Raw genomic sequence first — 21,423 nt, 5'->3', positions numbered from 1 at the left:
ATTCGAATTATTATAATCTGGGTTATACTCTTAAAAACACGTCCGCTCCCATTCTTCTTAAAAATCCCCCTCAATTTTTAACCATCTAATCAGTTTATTTATAAACCGTCATTTCCAGTCTAAATAAAGTTGCGTTCAGCAAAAAGTATTTTATTCTACTAATTCTTTGAAGGAATATTATAAATATGAACAAAAATACAAACTTTCTTTCAAGGGGGGAAACAGGTGGAAGCGGTTATTAATGGGTTGAATGGGGTTTTGTGGAGCACGCCGGTCATTTATATCTGTCTTGGAGTTGGATTGCTTTTTTCTATTTTAACGAGATTTGTACAGGTTAGGCACATTAAGGACATGGTTATTTTGATGTTTAAAGGAAAAAGCTCTAAAGCAGGAATCTCATCGTTTCAGGCATTATCTATTGCTTTATCAGGAAGAGTCGGGACAGGTAACATTGCCGGTACAGCGACAGCGATCGCTTTCGGCGGGCCAGGGGCCGTGTTCTGGATGTGGATGATTGCATTTATTGGTGCCTCAAGCGCCTTCATCGAATCGACGTTGGCTCAGATTTATAAAGTGAAACAGGATGGAGAGTACCGAGGGGGTCCCGCTTACTATATTGAAAAAGGCTTAGGCTGGAAATGGTTTGCTGTTCTGTTTGCATTCTCCGCTCTTGTGGCTATGAGTTTATTAATGCCGGGTATTCAGTCAAATTCCATTGCGGGAGGTTTGGACAACGCATTTGGCATCAGCCCGACCGTTACCGCCATTATTCTCGTAGCCATAATCGGTACGATCATTTTTGGAGGGGTCAAGCGGATCGCCAGGGTCGCTCAGTATGCCGTTCCATTTATGGCACTTGGTTATATTCTTTTGTCACTCGTCATCGTGGGGATGAATATTGGCGAGCTGCCAGCAGTGCTGTCTTTAATTTTTAACAGCGCGTTTGGCCTGGATTCCGCCTTTGGAGGAATCGTCGGGGCTGCGATTGCCTGGGGGGTAAAACGGGGGATCTTCTCCAACGAAGCCGGCCAAGGAACAGGTCCGCATGCCGCGGCTGCCGCAGAAGTGTCCCACCCTGCGAAACAAGGGCTGGTCCAGTCATTCTCGGTATATATCGATACGCTCTTCGTATGTTCTGCAACTGCCTTCATGATTTTATTTACCGGTATGTATAATACTCAGACACCGGACGGCACGTATCTTACAAAAAATCTTGATGGAGTAGAAGCTGGCCCTGGGTATACACAGGCTGCCATTGAATCTGTCCTGCCAGGATTTGGAGCCGGGTTTGTCGGCGTTGCCCTGTTCTTCTTCGCTTTTACTACCATCATGGCTTATTACTATATCGCTGAAACAAACATTGCTTATTTAACAAAAGGCAAAAACAGCAGGCTGCCGATGTTTGCAGTAAAGGTCGTCCTGCTTGCAGCCACTTTCTATGGAGCGGTTAAAACGGCGAACCTGGCGTGGGCTCTAGGGGATATCGGCTTAGGCCTGATGGTCTGGCTGAACCTGATAGCGATTCTCCTTCTCGCAAAGCCAGCATTAAAAGCATTGAAAGATTACGAGCAGCAAAAGAAAAGTGGAATTGATCCGGTGTTTGATCCGCGTAAACTTGGTATCAAAAATGCGGACTACTGGGAAAGGGAATATGAGAAGGATAAAACGAACGACCAGTAAGGGTTAATAGTGGTCATTAGCATGTGCAGGGAATGCCCTGCACATGCTTTTTAAAAAGCTGCAAACTAAGGAAAAGACCACTCTAATAAAAGCTCTCTATAAAGAATACTTAGAGATATCCATAGAACTTCAGAAAAAAGAACTCCCTGCTCACTCATCGCAGGGAGTTCTCTTTATGTTATTTAATTTTATTGTTCTTTTGTAAAACTTTCAATCCAGATTCCATATCAGAAGCCAGAATATAGTTTCTATGGGCGAATACTCCCCAAATGTTCGCTTTTTCCGGCACGTAAGCACCAATTTCTTCAGGAGCAGACGGATCGGTAATATCGACTACCCTGACACCGTCGAAGTAATGGGATAAAAAGAGTGTGTTTCCTTGGACTTTAGGATCGTGAACTGTGAATCCGGGATACCCGGTGGTCTTATTTGCCGCATTATCCGTCTGGAAGTTGCTCAGCAGCTTAGGATCTGACTTATCTTTGATATCATAAATTCTTACATAGCCAAATCCTTGTTCGTAGCCGTGGCGGGTTGGGTTAAATACTTCTCTTGTTTCAATCAGCACATTCTCTCCCTTGGCTAAAGCCGCAGAATGGGCAGCCCCTTGAACATCTTTTTCAAAAGAGGTACGTCCGACGTATTCCGGATCTTCAGGGTTGCTGATATCCAGAATAACTGTCCCCATATCCCATGCAGATAAGTAGGCGTACTTCCCTGTCGTATCTGCAATGACACTATGAACGCTAATTGATCGTGACTGCCCATGTTCATCTACAAACCGGTAGTTATTGTCCACGTTCGGAATCACAGTGGCCGGGTCAAACTGAAACAGCTCTTCAGGCTCAGCCGGGTTACTGACATCCACAATGGTAAAGTCGTGGATGGCTCCCCCTGATCTTCGGTAAGAGCCGGAATTGGCAGCAAGCAGCAAAGCGCGATTCCCCTGGGTGGTTAAATAAAGTTCATGAGTGCCGCCGCCGTTAAGGTGTGCTTCAGGCGTTTCCCAGAAACCTAATTCAACCGGTTTTTCAGGATTCGTCACATCATAAATAACCGTACCGACTTTTTCTGCATCCCCATTAAACCTTTGAACACTGACTACTGCTAAATCACCCTTGAAGTGAGGGGTGTTCACAGACTTTACAATAATTTTTTCCTGCCACGTTCCTGGAAGGTTGTCTGCAAACTTAGCGACTTCTACAGGGTTGGAAGGATCTTTCATATTAAAAACGCGGATGCCTTCATTTGAACCTGATCCGAGGCGGTGGGTTCCCATATAGGCGTATCCTTTATGTGCATAAACATCAGCGCCTGTAACAGGCAGTCCGCTGTCTGAAGCCTCCAGAGGAACAGCGGCTGATTCATTTAAGTATTTAAAATTTTTGCTTCCTTCCATCACCGGAATTTCATTCATGCCTTCGTCGCCAAAGCGGTAACTGCTGCCATCTTCATATTCATAGTCGCCTTTTCCGAGTCCGTCGATATCACACGCCATCACTGGAGTGGCAAATACGAGGGCTGCCATCGTCGTTACTGAATACATTTTTAATTTATTTTTCAACTGGTTTCCTCCTGAAATAAAATTTTTTAATCAGTCATGCTTAACTGTTTGTCCAAAGTTTGAAGATAAAATTAATTGAATAATTAGATAATTTAGCCCGCAGGCTTTTCCTTAAAAAGCTGGCAGGGACTGTGACGACACCTCCTTTTATACAGTAGATAACGATTACATTTTATATAATAATTAACATTTTTACCATAATAATAGTGTTAAATATTTCGACAATTAATAAAATAGTTATTACTTTTGTAGCGCTAAAAGAAAAGTTATTGTCGTATAAAGGGTATAACTTTTATTTTTTGTAGAAATATGCAGAAAATAAGCTGGAGAGCCTGCTTTTAAAGAGAGTGGGAAAGACTGAGCAGTATAATACTGAAAGAAGCCTGGAGATATGTGAAGAGGGGCTGCTCTCCGGGTAACCTGACATGGTATTATTAAAAGTAATATAAAGCAATTTATATTTCTGTCTCCAGAAAATTCGGAACGGCTTTTAAAGAATTTGAACCGGAAAGAGTGAACGCGGCATGAAAACACCCAATAAATTTCGACGAATGGTAAAAATCCTATCCATGGCTCTTATGATCTTTCTTCAGATATACTGGTACAAATTTCGGAAAAAACCGGAGAAAGACTGGGAAATGCTCTGGGTGAAAATAGGAAAAAACTTTAGAGAGACTTTATTTGAATTGGAAGGATTACTTATTAAAATCGGACAACTCTTAAGTATTCGGGCGGACCTGCTGCCTCAGGGTTTTATAAGCCAAATTCAGGATCTTACAGATAATGTCCCGCCATCAGACTGGGAAGAGATTCAGAACATACTTGAAGGGGAGTGGGAAGAGCCAATTGAGCATTACTTTAATTATATCGATCAAAAGGCCGTCGCTTCGGCATCCATTGGTGAAGTGTATAAAGGGGTATTAAAAAATGGAAAAGAAGTGGCCATAAAAGTACAACGGCCGAATATTCAATCGATTATAAACACGGATTTCAGAACTTTAGGGATCATAATCTGGTTTGCGGACCATTTTATCCCGCTTCCAAAAGGTTTTATCAATTTAAAAGTTCTATTTAAAGAATTGAAACAAGTCATTGAACGGGAAGTCGATTTTTCTTTGGAAAAGAACACGCTTCTCTTTTTTAAAGAACGTTTTAAAAATGAAGCCAGTATGGTTATCCCTGATGTGTATTCAGACATTAGCACATCCAGAGTGCTTGTGATGGAGTGGGTAGACGGAATAAGGCTGACAGATGAGTCAGGCTTGGATCAACTGGAGGTTAGCAGGGAAGAGCTCGCCCACAAACTTATCGAACTGTTTCTCCCACAGTGGTTAGAGCCTGGTACGTTTCATGCCGACCCGCATACAGGCAATGTCCTCGTCTCGAAAGAAGGAAAAATAATATTATTCGATTTCGGCATGACAGCGGAAATTTCTCAAAGAGACGCTTCAGAATTCCAGGGATTGATTGAGAGTCTCCTCTCAAAAAATTATGCGAGGGCAGTAGAATGTTTAATGAATTTAGGATTTTTACTCCCGGAGGCTGATCCTAGGACGATGGAACGGTTGCTCGCTGAACTGATGTCATTTAAACCGCAGCAACTGAAAGAAATGGATATTATGGCTTTAAAGCTGGAAATGAATGATCTGATCCAGGCCCTGCCTATTCAAGTCCCGACAAGGTTTGTTTTTTTAGGGCGATCCGTTGTGACTATGGAAGGGATCCTTCGCGGCCTGGCCACTGAGAAGGAACTTGCTGAGATTCTTAAACCTGTCTTTTTAGACTGGTTACAGAAACAAGGAAATAACAAATGGTCATTTCTCTGGTACTGGCTGCAGTCCCAGCCTTTGTTTAAAATCATTCATTCTTTTACGGAATTCTTTAAATTGCCGCAGAAGTTAGAGGACATTAAGGAGAACGAACAGCGAAGACATTTCCAGTTTACTATATATGAAAATTATAAAAAGCAGATGTTTCAACTGGCTGCAGCCGGTCTCGGGGGAGTTGCCTTTGGTATTTACACCGAGCATCAGCTTATATTACAACTCTCTGCCGGAATAACCATTCTCTCTTCATTAGGCCACGTAATCTTTGGCTATAAGCTGAAAAAATGGCTGAAATATATGCATGAAAAGCGGAGGTAATGTAGGTCTGGTGTAATTTAAAGAGAAAGCCAGCTACTGGAAAAAGCCAACTATTTATTTAGTCGGCTTTTTTTAGGTATTTTTAAACGGAGTGCGAGGAACATTGTATAATCAATGTCTGCCTGTAGTCTTTACATCAGCAGTTTTTTATAGTTGTTGTCGATTTTAATAGCATAGTAAATTTGGATAGCCAGCTGATATTGAAATCTTCCTGTGCCGGATTTCAAGTCAGTATGGCAAATGTTTTCAATTCTTTCCAGGCGGTAGCGAAGGCCGGCGATGGACAGGTGGAGGTCATTCGCTGTGTCTTGTAAATTTCCATTGTGATCGAGGTAGGATTTAAGCGTCATGATAAACTTTGATTGGTTTGTCTTGTCATATTCAACAAGCTTTCCGATAATTTTTCGGTAAAAAAGAATCAGCTCTTCTTGATCGGTTCCTTTAAGAAGCATCATCACATGCTCTAAGTTATCAAAATAAGAAATCCGGCTTGATTGAGGGTGGGCGAGGTGAATAAAATCACTGATCTTACAGGCATCCAGATAACTTTTTGCCAGCAGCCGGAGACTTTCAGCTTTACGTCCCACGCCAATGTAAAATTTTAATGCCGGGAAATTGTCTTGCAACAGCCGGTAGATGTCTTCTGCCATAGCGTTTGGATCTTCTGCTTCTTCTCCGGATAAAATAATTAAAATATAAGCTCCCTTTGAAAAAACATCTTTCCCTTCATGGGCTTTATCAAGCAGCTTCAATATTTCAGCGCATTGGGTGTCAGGATTTACTTTGACTGATAACATACGATTCAGAGATTCAGGGTGAAAGTTAAATAAGTAAGATCGTTTTTCAAAAGCTTCGGCATCAGGGTTTTGGAGCATTTCTTCAAAAAAGTTTTCTTTCTTTTTCCAAAGGGTGTGGGTTAATTTCCACTGGTGGAACATTTGGATAGTCATCACACTCAGGGCGCGTTTAATAATAAGCTGTTCTTTGCTTGTTAATTTGTCCCGGCCAACGACCACCATCCGTCCCAAGTTCACATGGTTTGCGCGGATGGGAAAAGTGGCGATCCCATGTTGCTTCTCGGCCGTATAGGAAAAATCATTTGTCCAGCTCCGGTAAATGAGTTTATGCTCATTATTTATAAAAACACTTTCAACTATCTTATTGTAATAATCAATAACAATACTTTTATTGAGCACACTTGCCACATAACGGATAGTTTCAGAAAGATCCTTATCTTCAAGGGACATATTAGTCAGCTTCTGTTGTATTTGATCCGACTCGATTATATTTTTATTAACTTCACGGATTTCATGGTAGGCGCGGTCCAATTCGGTAATCAATGAATCAGCTTTGTAATACCTCATAAGGTCGTTAAATTTGTCTTCGTCCAGATCCTTTGTTTTACCTGTGAATTTGCAATAGGGATCACCTTTCCCGCTGCATTTGTCCTCATAAACAATGACTTCCTTGCCAAAGGTGCTTGTCAGGTAGCCGCTTGCGTAACCGGTAAGCGTCCAGCAGATACTCTCCTTTTCCAAACCGAAATGGTGGATGTGTTCCACTGCTTCAAACGAGTTCCTCCAATACCCGGTAAAGTGAAGGGAGTCACCGGAAATTTCCAGATGGTCAGGTTCCACAGTGACCACCCCTTCCAGCGTATGGAGGGCGGGGCCTGCGAGCATCAGTTCTTTCACATTATCCCACTTATATTTTGCTTTAATACTTTCCCCGTCATTCTTTCCCCAAGCCCACCCGTACCTCATTAAAAACCCCTTAGCCCGCTCCATACCAAGTGTGTTGATTAAATCTTTCCGCAGGATTCCAAGAGCTTTTACAGAGACCAGGGCAATTCGTTCACGGTTAAAAAAAATCGTGCCTGTCCGGGGATTAATATCGATCAGTTTCTCAAATTGTAAGTGATGAGCTTTCATTGGTAACCCCTTTCTCATAAAGAGTAGAAGATTGGTGCCTATCTGTGAATCTTAGGTGAGAGGGAGAGTTTCGGCGGTACAAAGAATGTTCGTCGAAAAAAGAAGAAGGGTGGGAGACGGATAGCTGTTCATCCCGCATTGTCTCCGCCTTAAAGTTTCTTCTTCACGGCTCAGTTTTGTGTCAGACCCTCTATGAATTTCTTTCGGAAAGCAGCAAAACCCTGCCCATATACAAAAGTGTTTATAAAGTTACAAAAAGGAACAAAAACCTTAATACGTGGGGGTCTGTCCCCCAGTGCTTTAACGTTGCACTGCGCTGGGGGACAGACCCCTTTTTTGACAGACCCCTTTTTTGACCGACCCCTTTTTTGACCCCTTTTTTAAAACAAAACGGCTTGCGCCTATTTCATCGCAAACCGTTTTACTGAGTTTATAGAATTAAAGACTTATTTTTTTAGCTGTGTGGACCAAATGACCACCGGAATAAGTAATAGTGAAAGGAGGCCGCCTGCAAGAGAGAGGATTGTAAAGCTGCTTGCAGCGACGATCATGCCGGATAATGCCCCGCCGGCAGCTCCGGAGAGGGCGATTAAGACATCGACTGAGCCCTGGGTTTTTGCACGGGCAGCCGGTCCGGTTGCATCGATGATCAGGGCTGTGCCGCTGATAAGGCCGAAGTTCCAGCCGAGTCCTAACAAAGCGAGAGCGATGACGAGCATGGTCATTGATTCTGGAGGAGCGACGCCCCCGGTTACACCTGCAGCCAGCAACGTGACCCCGGCAGCCACAGCCATTTTTATCCTGCCAACCTTGTCAACAAGGACACCGGTGACGAGAGAAGGCAGGTACATGGCGGCAATATGGATGCCTATAACCATTCCTACAGCACTTAAACTGTGTCCGGCATGTTCCATATGGACGGGCGTCATTGTCATGACTGCTACCATTACCATTTGAGTTAAGACCATCACTGTGGCTGCCACGACGATACCCCGCTTGTTAATTGCTGCCGGGCTGGACGAGGCGGATTCAGACCCAGTTTGATCTTTTTCAACTGTTGCTAAAGCTTTAGCGACGAGGAATGGATCAGGGCGCAGGAAAATTAAAAGCACCAGCGCGGCAGATATAAAGGCTGCCGCTGCGAGAATGAATGGCCCTGCCAACGAAGGAATACCGAACGATTCAGCAAATCTTCCCATCACTTCCACAAGGTTGGGCCCGGCAACAGCACCAAATGTTGTGGCTACCAGGGCGATGCTCACGGCCGTGGCCCGTTGGGCAGATGTTGCCAAGTCGGTCCCGGCATAACGTGCCTGCAGATTGGTAGCCGTTCCTGCGCCGTATATTAAAAGAGAGCCAAAAAGGAGCAGAATATTAGCGGTGACAGCTGAAATAATCACTCCAATCGCCCCGATACCACCGGCCAGGAATCCTGAGGCAAGCCCGGCCCGGCGTCCAAAACGCTGGGAAAGCCGTCCAACGACAAGGGCAGCGCCTGCAGAACCAAGTGTGAACAAGGCAATAGGCAAACCTGCTAAACTTTCTGCTCCCAGCATGTCCTGTGCCAGAAGCGCTCCTACAGTAATTCCGGCCGCAAGACCTGCCCCGCCGAAAAGCTGTGAAATAACAACGATAATTAACGTGCGTTTATAGAGCCACCGCTGTTTTTCACGGTTATTAATATAACTCTGAAGCCAGTCTGGCTGGTTCTCATGCTCTTTAGAATTACCTGATTTTTGTCCCACTGCGATAACCTCTCTAAAAGATTAATATTCGTATTCATAATAAGTATGTATGATATACCCTGCAAGGCATAGTTGACTATGATTATACCATTCTATTTCAAAGGATTACAGATAAGGGGTCTGTCCCCCAGTACAGAGTAGGGGTCTGACCCCCAGCACGGTACAGCTTTAAAGCGCTGGGGGACAGACCCCTTTTTAAACTGGAAGAAGGACTCACATTAAAACAAAAACGTTATCCAATTAATGGTAAGTTATTGCTATAATTATCTATAACAACACACTTTCACGAATGAGAGAGCTAATTAATCAAACCTATGCTAATAAAACGTGTGAATATGAGCGACCACTCAACTCTCTCATTAAATATAACAATTACCTGAAAGGGATGTGACTCTATGGATCTAATTTTTGAGGAAAAATATTTAGCTTCCCTGTACTCCCGTGATCAGCAAGGAAGAATGAGGCATATTGAAAAACTGGCGGCCAATGAAAAAGCGTATGAATACACCCATAAAGAGCTGCCTAAGTCTATCAGTCTTGTAAGAGATAAACTGCAGATTCATAAAGATGAAAGCATCCTCACTTTACTTACGTTTGCCGCATTAAACAAAGGAGAAGGCGAATTATGGAATAAACTTTTAAACCAGATTTTTCAAACAGAGTGGGAGGACTCCGGTAAAAATTTCGAATTAAAACTTGAAAAAGCTGTGTCGCCTACTAAAGAGATTTTAATGGTACTTAAAAAAGAAGCTGCACAGCACCCGGTGAAATATGCCCGGGAGATTAGTAAAAAAGATAAACCTATCGAAGGGGCAACGAACTTCGATGCTGTGCTTTGTACCAATCCAAAGAAAGTATTTTTTGAAGCTAAATTCACCGCTGATATTTCCAGTGATACGACCCACTGTACAAACAGAAACCAGATTGCCCGGTGCATTGATGTAGGCTTAACGGAGGTTAAAAATAAAGTTGAAGATTTTTACTTTGTTCTTGTGACCCCGTCACGGTACAAAAAATATCCAGGGGAACGGTTTTATTATTTTAAAATGCATCAATATATGAATGATCCTGCGGCGCTTGCGTGCGATATTCCGCGTCTTTCTGAGAGGAACGGCCATCCGGTAAACGTAGAGTACCTGGAGAAACTTACAAAGCGAATCTCGTGGATTACCTGGGAGGAGTGTTTGGAGTTCGTATTAAAAAATCAGCTTATTACTGATGAACAGATGGAAAAACTAAAGATTTTTTATGAAGACCGAAAGCTCTGTCTTTAATTTAAAATTTTAATAGAGAGCTTAATTTCAGACTGGATAATACTTCCTCACTAAATAGTTCATAACTGCCCTTATTTCTAAATGATTGTCAGTATTTAGTCACTTTCTTGAAGTTGTATTGAAAGGAACAGGAAGTGAAATACTTTATAATAGAAGTAAGAGAGGGAATTTTTACAAAACCAGAGGGGTTGGTTCAATGTATGCAAAAGATATTATGACTGAAGATGTGATCGCAGTTGATGTTGACAGTACAGTCGAACAATGCGCCAAACTGCTTTATGAAAATAATTTAAGCGGAGTACCTGTGATTGATGTTAATGATCAGCTTGTGGGCATTGTAACCGAAGGCGATTTAATTAAGCGCGCGTCCCATATTAAGTCCCCGGCAGTTCTGGAGTTGCTCGGCGGTCTGATTTACCTTGATAATCCCAATAAATTTATGGATGAATTAAAGCGGGCGATGTCAGAAAGGGTAGGGGACATGATGACTAAACACGTCATTACCATAAAGCCTGATGACACGATTGAACGTACCGCGACGATCATGGTGGAAAAGAAAATTAAAAGACTTCCAGTGGTTAGGTCCGATGGGAAGTTAGCCGGAATTGTCTCCCGTCGCGATATTATGAACCATCTTTATTCCACAGCTGAAAATTAATGTGATAATCCATCTATAAATCGAAGCCGCCTGTGTGACGCAGTCGGCTTCTTTACTTGAAGGCCATAAAAACGGCAAACTAAGCCACTTTCAAAAGCACATTTCCCGCCCTGGTGGCGTAATCCCCGGCGCGGTTTTTCAATCCACCAAGGGCGGCAAGCTTTATTCACCTTTGAAAAGCCATCATTCGATGTGAGGTCATTCCCACTCTTAGTGCCAACTCCCGGACTCTGCGCCTTTTTTAACATTCACATCCACCGGCGGCGCATTGACTAATTCGAAGGTTGCGGAAGCAAGCTGGACTTTATCCGGATTTTTTTCAATTTCATTAAGTATATTCGTAAAAAGGATATCCTGCGTTCCTCTTCTTTTTTTATATTCAACGATATAACGCATAGTAAACTCTACCCAATTGTCGTTAACCGAGAGGGTAATCATAGGGTCAGTGGTCGCGTCTTCAATAAGGAATTTTCTTACCATTGAGTTCCAATGTTCCTTCGTCTGCTCACTGTTGTCGATCAGGTTATCAACAGCTACTTGTCGAATGAGTTCACGTGTAAACTCGTAATCACTTCCAAATTTGACAGGGAGGGTAATCTCATCCCATAAAAAAGGAAAATCAGTGGAGTAATTGTAAACTGGCTGAGTAAAAACAAAGCTGTTCGCTATTTTAACAATTCTTCCGCTGTATAAATCGGCGTTAACCCATTCCCCGGTTTCCATGATTGTCGTCCTTAGAACACCAAGGTCAATGACATCACCCGTCACACCGCCAAGCTGGACTCTATCGCCTGTTTTAAACATTCCGCCAACAAGGACAGTCAGCCAGCCGGCAATACTTGCGATCACTTCCCGCAGAGAGAAGGCTATACCGGCACTTGCCACACCTAATATGACGGTAATGCCCCCAAGCATGTCACTGTACAAGATGGCAAGGAAGACAACTGCAAGAACAACACCGAAAATATTGACAGCTTTTCTCGTTTTATACCAGTTACTATGATCTTTAACGTAACGGTGAAGACTTTTTCTCATCACCCTGACTAAAAGAGTGATGAGGAGGACACCGATTAAGGCGATGAAAAGCTGATAGAGAACTGTATTTGCCATTATAAAATCTGTTAAATCATTCATATTAGAACTCCCTTTTAATGGTTATTATTAAAGCACTTACCCTTTTTAAAGGAGTGTCTAACCAGGTTGGGGAGCAGGGGTGTACGGGAGAATCGCTCCAGCAAAAAGGAGGGTGGGCCGGTCATGCCGGATCCACCCTCCTGATCTATTAGTAATTCATATATTTAGTCTTTGCTTCGTCAAGGCGCCGCTGGATTCGCTGGAGGTGCAGCTCTTCACGTATGCGGTCTTCCTCAGGACGTTTAACGATTGTTATTGTAAAAAATAGAATATTGAGTTTCATTATTGTTTCACCTTCCGTATGTTAATCGATTTTTTCGCTAAGCGCTATCCTTCTCCAAATTGAACCATGCCATAAATTTCATTCGCTTAATCATCATCCATCATCCTTTCCTCGTTTTTTTGTTAAAAAATGTGACTCCGGTTTTCATCTTATGCACCTCTTGCTGAAAATAACACTTTGAATAGTATAATTTTTTCTTTGAGTAAAAAGAGTCATTCATTTACTGGTTAACACTTTTATGACCTCCTTCTTCAGCATTCTGAAAAGTTAAAAGCGTGACAAGTACGTCATTTTCTGCAGAAACCATTCTTCTTCAGACGTGTGCTGATGTCTTTGATGTTTGTTCGGTTTCGGTTTTTGTTTTTTTTGTATTGTAATAGCGTATGTGAAAAATGGGACAGTCAATTCCTCACCTCCTCTTGGAAAAAGTATTTATATAAAAGGGCGGGTTAACGCCCTTTTACACCTATGCAAATAAGCCGCAGGAAAGTCCTGCGGCTTTTAAATATATCCTAATATGCGCTGCCTTAAAGTAAAGGCTTGCACCTATCTGGATCTGCAATAAAAAACACAAGTCAATCCTGTGATCGACTTGTGCAGTAAGCTTTTGAAAGACACATCTAAAAAATGCGCATAGTTATAACATCCAGCTCTCTGCAAAGGTCGACCGGGAAGAAATATTAAATTTTATGGCGTATACATGTGCTTTTTTCATTAGACTCGACCTCGCTTTCTGAATTTTTTAATTTCGAGTTAATTGTATACTAAGTCCTGAATAAAAGGAAGCCCAATTTACCTTTTTGAGATTTTTACATGATTCCCTCGACCCAGTCGACAATAGTCTTCATCATTTGCTAGTGCCGTTATCACTGCACCACTTTACAGCAGCAGGGGTCTGTCCCCTCGCGCTGTAACGCATCACCGCGCGAGGGGACAGACCCCCCAGCAAATTCCAAAAATGTAGTGGTAATGTCGTATTATCCGTATTATAATAGATAATACAGTTAGGTAAGTGATCAATAGGAAGGGGGCGGATTATGTTTAAGGTGGATACGCGGAGTCGGGTGGCTATTTATGAGCAGCTGATTGAACAGTTAAAAACGATGATGATTCGTAACGTGCTTCAAGAAGATGAAAAGCTGCCGTCAGTCAGGAGCTTGGCCCAGGAATTGACTGTCAATCCAAATACAATTCAAAAAGCGTACCGGGAATTGGAAAGTGAGGGGTTTATTTATACGATCCCTGGTAAAGGGAGCTTTGTTTCCCCTTTAGAAATAAATTCAAATAAGGATAAACTCCATTCTCTTCGGCAGGATATCGAGAAAACAGTAAAAGAATTTTTGTTTTTAGGAGGCAGTAAAGACGAGCTCATTCAATGGTTAAACACTATAGAAGATTAAGAACAGGGGGAGTGAAAGTGATTTTAGCCGAAACAGTAAATAAACAATTCGACGATCTCCAGGCTGTCCGCAATTTATCACTAACCGTCCGGAAAGGATCTATCTACGGATTGCTCGGATCAAATGGCGCGGGGAAATCAACATTTTTAAAAATAGTCGCCGGCGTTTACAAGCCAGACAACGGGGAAGTGACTATCAATGGCATGCCCGTTTATGAAAGTCCTGATACAAAACAAACGGTTCTATTTATTTCTGATTATCCCTACTTTTTTAACTTAGCTTCCCTGAATGATATGGCAAAGTTTTACTCAGGTGTCTACGAGCGGTGGAACGAAAAAAGGTACAATCAGCTAGCGAAGCATTTCAGAATGAACCCAAAGAAACGGTTAAACCGTTTATCGAAAGGAATGCAGCGGCAGGCTGCCTTTATTCTCACCTTGTCTGCCATGCCTGATGTGATGATTCTTGATGAACCTTTTGACGGTCTGGATCCCGTCATTCGCCAGCAAATGAAAAACCTGATTATGCAGGATGTTGCTGATCGCGGACTGACCCTTATTGTGTCGTCACATAACCTTCGGGAAATGGAGGATTTTTGTGATTACGTCGGCATCCTTCATGAAGGTTCACTCCTGTTTGAAAGGGATATCGATGAGCTTCGAAGTGATGTTCATAAATTACAGCTCGCTTTTAAGAGCGTTCCCGATAAGGATCAGTTTGTTAAAGACTTGGATGTGATCCATTACGAAGTAAAAGGGAGTATGATGTTTTTAATTGTAAGAGGGGAAAAAGACGACATTCTCTCAAAGGTTAAAAAATTCCAACCCGCCGTCGTTGACCTCCTGCCGCTGACACTGGAAGAAATCTTTATTTATGAGTTGGGAGGGGCCGGCTATGAAATCAATAATATCATTGTGGAATAAAGCCTTATTTACACTTCAACTGCGAACGGTCAGCTGGTTTAGTATCCTGCTGACGCTGCTTCTTTTTGTCATGCTGCCTGTCAGTATTCTCGTCAGGGAGATCCGTTTCGGCCCCGACGCCCACCTTCATTTTTATACAGCCGGCAGTCAACTGAACGCTCTAAGTGAATTCTCGTTTCCGTTTCAGCTGTTAGTCTTCTTTATCTTCCCGGTTCTTCTCGGGATTGTACTGCTGAATTTCACGACAAAAAAAGAGGCCGCGTATTTTATGCACAGCCTGCCATTTACCAGGCAGAGCATCTTAACAAATACGTACTTGGCTGGAGCCGTGGCTCTTCTGGCACCTATCATGCTGACGGGGCTTGTCCTGGGCATCCTGGTATTTGTCCTCGACCAGCCATTCTACTCATTTATTGATGTGCTCGCCTGGACCGGCCTTTCACTTATCATTACAGTTTTAATGTTTATTTTAACGATGGCCGTTGGCGTGATTGTGGGAAATGGCTTTCTTCACGGCGCATTAACCTATACCGTGATTATCGTCCCTGCCTTGATCATTGTCCTGGCACTCACTAACCTTCAATATTTTATTTCCGGGTTAGCTTTAACGTCGTATACTGAAACACTCCTGTCCAAAGGAATCTTCTTTGCCAGGCTCTTGGAATTATATAATGAACCCTTTACTGTTATTGAATATTTTATTTATGCAGCGATAGCCGTGCTGCTCGTCATAGGGACGTATGGAGCATATATGAAACGCCCTTCAGAAGCGTCTGATCAGGCGATTGTTTTTCCGATTGTCCGCTCAATCTTTCTTTACGGACTCACCTTTTTTGCCATGCTGTTAGGAGGTCTTTACTTTACCGAAGCCCTTCGAGGAGGGATTGTCTGGACGCTGTTCGGTTATATTCTTGGCGCTTTTTTCGCTTATACGGTGCTCCAGATGATTTTACAAAAAGCTATTCGCCTCTCATGGCCATGGAAAGGGTTCGCAGGCTATATGGCAGTCATTATTCTGCTGATGATTCCGGTGAACATCGGGGGTGCAACCTATGAAAACAACGTTCCAGCCTCTGAAGACGTATTGTCAGTAGCAATACACAGTTCTTTTTTCAATGGTTATGAAGAAGCAGGGGAGCCGCCGCGTTTAATGAGTGACTTGTCAATTGAACAAGTGACAGAGCTGCACCGTCAGCTGAAGGACTACCAAAATGAGGAATATTATCGGTGGAACACACTGACCATTGATTATGCTCTTAAAGACGGCAGCACGTTAAAAAGAGAGTACAGCCTAAGTGACACGATTGGAAAAGAAGTCACTGAAGACCTGAGAAATAATGACGAGTTTAAACAAGCGTATGACCCTGTTTTTAAATTGAGGGACCTGAATCCTGCTTACGCTTCAGTATTCGGTAATTTTACAGCCCGGGAACAGAGGATTACTGATCCGGATGAACTGAATACGTTGATTACGCTTCTGGAACAAGATGCCGAAGAACAGCCTTCCCATCTTCTCGTTGAATATGAGGAACTGCCCGTTGGCCAATTGTATTTTCAAACCTCCAAGAGACAATACGACGAATACATTTTCCTGACAAGCGATTATACACGGACGATTGAGTGGCTAAAGGAAAATAATTCTTCCGAGTCGCTCGTTATTGCTGAAAATATCCCGTCAGCCACGGTCATACGTGCAACAGGATCTGAGTTCTTCAGGGAGCTGGATGACATACTGTATAACTCCAGCGGCAAACCTGAAGACCTGCCAAATTCCTTTCAGACTTCAGATAAAAATGAACTGGAAGAGTTATTGGCAGTCAGCAGAGAATATTATGAAGGCGATTATGTGATTATTCTAGACGGCGGAAGTGATCATTATCTCTATTTAGGGTTTGATCAGGAAGACGCCCCTGATTTTGTACTGGAAAAACTCGAGTAGGTGAGATTTGGAAAAAGAGATGATGTAGAAAATCGTAACTTCATCAAGTTTTAATAAAAAGAGGCCGTTACGGTCTCTTTTTTGTTGGAGTTTAGAAATGCCGTCATGCTAGGGCAGAGGGGATATTTGTTGCACTTCTTTGGACAATTGTTGCAGTTCTCCGGCTGATTGTGGAGGTTTCTCTGATAATTGTTGCACTTCAACTGATATTCGTTGCATTTCCCAAGATAATTGATGCACTCACGGATAAGCAGCACAGTCCCTCTGTTAACTGTCAGTCCTCCCTCATAACTCACCTAATCCCCAGCCCCTCCCGATAGTGAGCAGCTAAATTTACCATTCCTCCCTATAAAGACAGTCTTCCCTTCCTTAAAAAAACCAAAGTAAAGATTAACCAGTCCGGATAAAGGGGATATAAACAAAAAACGTCTGATGGGAGGCTTAAATTATGAGAAAATTTATTTCATATGTAAAAGAGATAGGGAAGGAGTTCTCAAACGATAATGTGCCTCTGTTGGGAGCCGCGCAGGCCTATTATTATTTATTGTCTTTAATCCCAATGCTTATCTTAATCCTGTCGATTCTGCCCTATTTGAATCTGGATCCGGATCAGGCAATGGAGATGATCAGCGGCGTAATGCCGGAAGAACTGGCATCCGTTTTTGAGGATCAGATCGTCAGTATTATCACCGAGCAAAGAGGAGGGCTATTAACTGTCGGGATCCTAGGGACACTCTGGTCAGCTTCCTCAGCTATGAACGCGTTTATGAAAGCGCAGAACCAGGCATACAATGTGGAAGAAAACCGCTCGTTTATTAAAGCGCGGCTTTTATCCATTGCCTTAACGTTAGGGATGATTCTTGCTTTGGCTGTCGCTTTGCTGCTGCCTATTTTCGGGAATGTGATTATTAATTTTATTAATGACATGGTGAACCTGGGAGGGGGAACCGAGATCCTCTTCCAAGTGCTCCGCTGGACAGTGAGTCTCATTGTCATTGCCGTGATATTGTCAGCCTTGTATCATTTTGCCCCTAATATAAAGCTTCCTTTTAAATCGGTCTTGCCAGGAGCTTTGTTTGCGACAGTGGCCTGGCTCGTGACGTCATTCGGGTTTTCTATTTATATCAGTAATTTCGGGAATTACACCGAAACTTACGGAAGCTTAGGTGGCATAGTGATTCTGATGATCTGGTTTTTCCTTATCGGAATGATCCTTGTGATGGGCGCTGAAATCAATGCCGTCCTTTACCGAAGGATAAGACCGGCAAAAACAGGAAAGTCGGCATAACACAATTTTGGAGAACGATGTGTAGGTAAAGGGTACAATACGAAAATCGAGTAGTTGCAAGCACCTCCATATTAATTCCCGTGACTGACTAAAGATAAAGCCAGGATCCGTCCTGGCTTTTTTGCTGCCCTAAAGTAAATTCCAACAGGAAAAATGCTCCAAAAATAGATTGTTTTTTGGTATGGTAAACGTACGACAGTCGAGAGGGGATATGAAATGCAAACTTATGATTCAAGAAACGATGTTCCTGAAGCGGAGAAATGGAATTTAGCAGATATTTATACCTCCGTGGAAAAATGGGAAGCAGATTACCGGAAAATTGAAGAGTTAACGGAAGAACTTCGATCATATGATGGAAAAATTGAAAACGGAAACGATCTCTATCATTTTTTGCACAAAGAAGAAGTGGTGGAATTACTGTTTAAAAATGTCTATGTGTTCGCCAGGTTAAGCGGCGATATTGATACGAGAGATACACAGGCTCAGTCATTACTTGAAAAGGCAGATCAGCTCGGTGTAAAGGTAAATTCAGCCACCTCGTTTTTTACTCCTTTCCTTTTAAGTCTGGAAAAAAGCACACTGGAGCGTTTTATAGACGAAGAGCCGCGCCTTGATTATTTCAAAAAAGATTTGCTGGACGCTTATCGTTATAAAGCCCACGTGTTAAGCAAGGAAAACGAAGAACTGCTGTCCCGTTTGGGAGAAAGCCTGTCATCCCCGATCCGGACCTTCGGAATGATTAACAATGCAGATATGACGTTTGGTGAGGTGACGGATGGTGAAGGCAAGAAAGTAAGGCTTACCCGGGGCATGTATTCGAAATTAATTGAAGATGAGGACCGCGCAAAGAGGGAAGAAGCCTACAGAGCGTATTACAAGCCTTATGTTCAGCTTAAAAACTCTATTGCGTCGACTCTTTCGTCTGCAGTTAAAACAAATGTAACGTTGTCTCAATTGAGAAATTATCCTTCAGCTTTGGAAAAATCTCTGTTCGGGAAGAAAATTCCGAAAGACGTATACGAGAACCTGATTAAAACGGCGAAAGAAAACCTTGCGCCGATGTACTGTTATACAGAATTACGGAAAGAGACTCTGGGTGTCACTGAACTCAGGCAGTATGATTTGGCAGTGCCATTAGTAAAAGGTGTAAAAGAAGACATCTCTTACGAGGACGCTTACGAAACTATGTTAGAAGCATTGGTCCCGCTTGGAAGCGACTATATAAACGTTTTAAAGGAAATGAAAAATTCCCGGTACATTGATGTCAGGGAAACACCGGGGAAACGGTCTGGCGCTTATAATATGGGACTGTATGGAACCCATCCATTTGTGTTATTGAACCATCAGGATGATCTGGACAGCTTGTTTACACTCGCGCACGAAATGGGCCACGCCATGCACAGTCATTATTCGAATACACACCAGCCGCAGATTACCGCCGGCTATACCATTTTTGTGGCTGAAGTGGCATCCACGGTGAATGAAGTGCTGTTAATCAATTATTTATTGAAAAATGCAAAAGATAAAGAGTACCGGAAGTACTTGCTGAACCACTTCATTGACCAGTTTAAAGGGACGTTTTTCACACAGGTGATGTTTGCGGAGTTCGAAAAGAAAACGCACGAACGGGCAGAAAACGGTGAGCCTTTAAACGTGGATTCCTTCAGCGAAATGTACGAAGCATTATTCCAGGAGTACAACGGAGAAGCACTTGTCTTAGAGGAAGAAACGAAGTACGGGTGGGCACGCATACCTCATTTTTACCGGCCGTTTTATGTGTATCAGTATGCCACAGGCTTCGCGGCAGCAATTGATATAGCTAATAAAATTTTGAGTGGAGATGAGACGACGCTTCGTAACTACCTTGAATTCCTGAAGAGCGGAAGTTCTGATTACCCGATTGAATTATTGAAAAATGCCGGCGTGGATTTAACGCGTCCGGAACCGGTAGAAAATGCTCTCAGCCTTTTCGGAGAGCTCATTGACGAGTTTTCCGCCCTTTAAGTAAACAGTTGCGCTTACACTTTAATAGGGAGGGGAGACAGTTGGTTAATAAGTATTGTCCGCTTTGCGGAGAGGAAAATAAGTGTATGGCCCGAGATACCGGTCCGTGCTGGTGTAATGAGGTCGATTTCCCGGCCGGTATTTTTGAACTGGTGCCTCCGGAAAGTAAAAGAAAACATTGCATTTGCCTGAAATGCGTGATGGCTTACAAGGAAAAAAGCGGGACCAGCTAGGCATGTAAAGAAGCTTCCATTCGTGGAAGTTTCTTTTTTTAGAGGAAGGCGTTCGCGGAAATTTACATATCTGTATGCCTCTTCGCTGATACTAAAGGAAAACGCGGAACAGGTGATGTCTCGTGACAGTTTATCGGCTAGGTTATGTAGCCATGAGTGTAAATTTGCAAAATGCTTCCCCTTCCCAGACGATGACTCTTAAGAGTTTTAAGAAGATAAATGATTGGGAAGCGGCTGTAAGAAGACTTGAAAGAATTGCTAAATCAAATATTCAAAATTGCCTCAGGCTTTTGAAACATAATAAAGCGCACGAGGTGGATTTTTTCAGGCTGAGCTCAAGACTGGTCCCATTGGCTACACATGAGGAACTGACTAAATGGGATTACATGGCCGCGCTTAAAGAAAGCCTTAAAGAGCTGGGCCGGTTTTCTGAAGCAAACGGGATGCGGGTTGATTTTCATCCAGATCATTTTGTGGTCCTTAATTCTCCTGATAAAGAGATCTTTCAGGTGTCTTTAGACGTTTTAAAATATCATTATCTCTTACTCCGCTATATGGGATTGTCTCCGGATCACCGCTGTGTCATCCATTTAGGCGGGCGTTACGCTGATAAAGAGCAGTCTCTCGAGCGGTTCATTGATCACTGGGCTGAAGTGCCAAAGGGGATACAGAAAATGCTCATAATTGAAAATGATGATACGTCTTACACGCTTGAAAACTGCTTATATGTATGTGAGAAATTAAACATCCCGCAAGTCTTTGATATTCACCATCATTTAGCCAACCATGACGGTGAAAGCTGGGAAGATCACTGGCCCCGCGTCGTCAATTCCTGGTCTCATTCACCTCTGCCTGTAAAAATGCATATCTCAAGCCCCAAGAGCGAGAAAGAATTTAAAGCACATGCTGATTACGTCGATGTCGATCTTCTGCTTGATTTTGTGAAAAAGACAAACGGCTCTGCAGAACAAATTGATTGTATGATCGAGGCAAAAAAGAAAGACAATGCCCTCTTTAAATTAACAAATGAGCTGAAAAAGCATCCAAATATTGAAATGCAGACACAAAGCTCGTTTAGGTGGAAAGATTAGGATCATTGAATAAAAATTTAATAAAAAATACCTGCCGATAAAAGCAGGTATTTTTTTATACCAAGGCAGTTTTGAAAGTTACCACGGGTCAGGAAAGAAAGACACACTAATATTCACTTATACTATCGTTTA

17 protein-coding genes are annotated in these 21,423 nt (G+C 42.7%); 11 read left to right on the top strand and 6 right to left on the bottom strand.

Features of this window, described 5'->3' with window-relative positions; translation table 11 throughout:
* Positions 1–225: 225 nt before the first annotated feature.
* Positions 226–1,680, top strand: coding sequence for an alanine/glycine:cation symporter family protein (locus tag BMW59_RS15175; protein WP_093054039.1), 1,455 nt, complete (start codon positions 226–228; stop codon positions 1,678–1,680).
* Between the two features lie 178 nt (positions 1,681–1,858).
* Here BMW59_RS15175 and BMW59_RS15170 read toward each other — a convergent pair whose 3' ends face one another.
* Entirely contained in the window at positions 1,859–3,244 is a 1,386-nt protein-coding gene (locus tag BMW59_RS15170; protein ID WP_245733144.1) for an LVIVD repeat-containing protein, read from the bottom strand.
* Between the two features lie 551 nt (positions 3,245–3,795).
* Here BMW59_RS15170 and BMW59_RS15165 point away from each other — a divergent pair.
* Positions 3,796–5,388, top strand: coding sequence for an ABC1 kinase family protein (locus BMW59_RS15165; RefSeq protein ID WP_245733142.1), 1,593 nt, complete (start codon positions 3,796–3,798; stop codon positions 5,386–5,388).
* A 131-nt stretch (positions 5,389–5,519) separates the two neighbouring features.
* On the opposite strand, the gene BMW59_RS15160 is transcribed toward BMW59_RS15165, so the two are convergent.
* On the bottom strand, positions 5,520–7,319 hold the full coding sequence (locus BMW59_RS15160) for a XylR N-terminal domain-containing protein (protein ID WP_093054035.1): 1,800 nt from the start codon (positions 7,317–7,319) through the stop codon (positions 5,520–5,522).
* Positions 7,320–7,765: 446 nt separating this feature from the next.
* Positions 7,766–9,064, bottom strand: a complete 1,299-nt coding sequence (locus BMW59_RS15155; RefSeq protein WP_093054033.1) for an MFS transporter — start codon at positions 9,062–9,064, stop codon at positions 7,766–7,768.
* A 395-nt stretch (positions 9,065–9,459) separates the two neighbouring features.
* Between BMW59_RS15155 and BMW59_RS15150 the strand changes: the two genes are divergently transcribed.
* The gene (locus tag BMW59_RS15150; RefSeq protein WP_093054031.1) at positions 9,460–10,338 is read left to right on the top strand and encodes a hypothetical protein; all 879 of its coding nucleotides are present in this window, start codon (positions 9,460–9,462) and stop codon (positions 10,336–10,338) included.
* Between the two features lie 196 nt (positions 10,339–10,534).
* Positions 10,535–10,996: a CBS domain-containing protein gene (locus BMW59_RS15145; protein ID WP_093054029.1), complete on the top strand. Its 462-nt coding sequence runs from the start codon at positions 10,535–10,537 to the stop codon at positions 10,994–10,996.
* Between the two features lie 210 nt (positions 10,997–11,206).
* Here the strand turns inward: BMW59_RS15145 and BMW59_RS15140 are convergent, their stop codons facing one another.
* From BMW59_RS15140 to BMW59_RS21830, 3 genes are all read right to left on the bottom strand, one after another.
* Positions 11,207–12,130 carry a mechanosensitive ion channel family protein gene (locus BMW59_RS15140; RefSeq protein ID WP_093054027.1) on the bottom strand — a complete coding sequence of 308 codons (924 nt, stop codon included), beginning with the start codon at positions 12,128–12,130 and terminating at the stop codon, positions 11,207–11,209.
* A 148-nt stretch (positions 12,131–12,278) separates the two neighbouring features.
* Positions 12,279–12,413 (bottom strand): YrzI family small protein, encoded by a 135-nt coding sequence (locus BMW59_RS15135; RefSeq protein WP_093054025.1) that lies wholly within the window; start codon positions 12,411–12,413, stop codon positions 12,279–12,281.
* 267 nt (positions 12,414–12,680) lie between these two features.
* The gene (locus BMW59_RS21830) at positions 12,681–12,818 is read right to left on the bottom strand and encodes a hypothetical protein (RefSeq protein ID WP_177174367.1); all 138 of its coding nucleotides are present in this window, start codon (positions 12,816–12,818) and stop codon (positions 12,681–12,683) included.
* A gap of 632 nt (positions 12,819–13,450) precedes the next feature.
* On the opposite strand from BMW59_RS21830, the gene BMW59_RS15130 reads away from it, so the two are divergent.
* From BMW59_RS15130 to uvsE, 7 genes are all read left to right on the top strand, one after another.
* A complete protein-coding gene (locus BMW59_RS15130; protein ID WP_093054023.1) occupies positions 13,451–13,813 on the top strand; it encodes a GntR family transcriptional regulator in 363 nt (120 codons plus the stop codon).
* A 17-nt stretch (positions 13,814–13,830) separates the two neighbouring features.
* The gene (locus BMW59_RS15125; RefSeq protein WP_245733140.1) at positions 13,831–14,736 is read left to right on the top strand and encodes an ABC transporter ATP-binding protein; all 906 of its coding nucleotides are present in this window, start codon (positions 13,831–13,833) and stop codon (positions 14,734–14,736) included.
* Positions 14,708–16,675: a hypothetical protein gene (locus BMW59_RS15120; protein WP_093054019.1), complete on the top strand. Its 1,968-nt coding sequence runs from the start codon at positions 14,708–14,710 to the stop codon at positions 16,673–16,675. The genes BMW59_RS15125 and BMW59_RS15120 overlap by 29 nt, the downstream gene beginning before the upstream one ends.
* A 448-nt stretch (positions 16,676–17,123) precedes the next feature.
* On the top strand, positions 17,124–17,963 hold the full coding sequence (locus tag BMW59_RS15115) for a YihY/virulence factor BrkB family protein (RefSeq protein ID WP_093054017.1): 840 nt from the start codon (positions 17,124–17,126) through the stop codon (positions 17,961–17,963).
* A gap of 216 nt (positions 17,964–18,179) precedes the next feature.
* Entirely contained in the window at positions 18,180–19,967 is a 1,788-nt protein-coding gene (pepF, locus tag BMW59_RS15110) for an oligoendopeptidase F (protein ID WP_093054015.1), read from the top strand.
* Between the two features lie 8 nt (positions 19,968–19,975).
* Positions 19,976–20,200 (top strand): cysteine-rich CWC family protein, encoded by a 225-nt coding sequence (locus BMW59_RS15105; protein WP_342740298.1) that lies wholly within the window; start codon positions 19,976–19,978, stop codon positions 20,198–20,200.
* 122 nt (positions 20,201–20,322) lie between these two features.
* On the top strand, positions 20,323–21,291 hold the full coding sequence (gene uvsE / locus BMW59_RS15100) for a UV DNA damage repair endonuclease UvsE (RefSeq protein ID WP_093054011.1): 969 nt from the start codon (positions 20,323–20,325) through the stop codon (positions 21,289–21,291).
* Positions 21,292–21,423: the final 132 nt, after the last annotated feature.

This window comes from Salipaludibacillus aurantiacus (assembly GCF_900111295.1).
GTDB lineage: Bacteria > Bacillota > Bacilli > Bacillales > Salisediminibacteriaceae > Salipaludibacillus > Salipaludibacillus aurantiacus.
This window is presented reverse-complemented; position numbering and strand designations above follow the sequence as displayed.

What these genes read in the sequence shown, in the direction of transcription:
- BMW59_RS15165 (WP_245733142.1), top strand. Translation starts at nt 3,796, where the DNA reads ATGGTAAAAATCCTATCCATGGCTCTTATGATCTTTCTTCAGATATAC.
- BMW59_RS15160 (WP_093054035.1), bottom strand. Translation starts at nt 7,319, where the DNA reads ATGAAAGCTCATCACTTACAATTTGAGAAACTGATCGATATTAATCCC.
- BMW59_RS15150 (WP_093054031.1), top strand. Translation starts at nt 9,460, where the DNA reads ATGGATCTAATTTTTGAGGAAAAATATTTAGCTTCCCTGTACTCCCGT.
- BMW59_RS15145 (WP_093054029.1), top strand. Translation starts at nt 10,535, where the DNA reads ATGTATGCAAAAGATATTATGACTGAAGATGTGATCGCAGTTGATGTT.
- BMW59_RS15140 (WP_093054027.1), bottom strand. Translation starts at nt 12,130, where the DNA reads ATGAATGATTTAACAGATTTTATAATGGCAAATACAGTTCTCTATCAG.
- BMW59_RS15135 (WP_093054025.1), bottom strand. Translation starts at nt 12,413, where the DNA reads ATGAAACTCAATATTCTATTTTTTACAATAACAATCGTTAAACGTCCT.
- BMW59_RS15130 (WP_093054023.1), top strand. Translation starts at nt 13,451, where the DNA reads ATGTTTAAGGTGGATACGCGGAGTCGGGTGGCTATTTATGAGCAGCTG.
- BMW59_RS15120 (WP_093054019.1), top strand. Translation starts at nt 14,708, where the DNA reads ATGAAATCAATAATATCATTGTGGAATAAAGCCTTATTTACACTTCAA.
- BMW59_RS15115 (WP_093054017.1), top strand. Translation starts at nt 17,124, where the DNA reads ATGAGAAAATTTATTTCATATGTAAAAGAGATAGGGAAGGAGTTCTCA.
- pepF (WP_093054015.1), top strand. Translation starts at nt 18,180, where the DNA reads ATGCAAACTTATGATTCAAGAAACGATGTTCCTGAAGCGGAGAAATGG.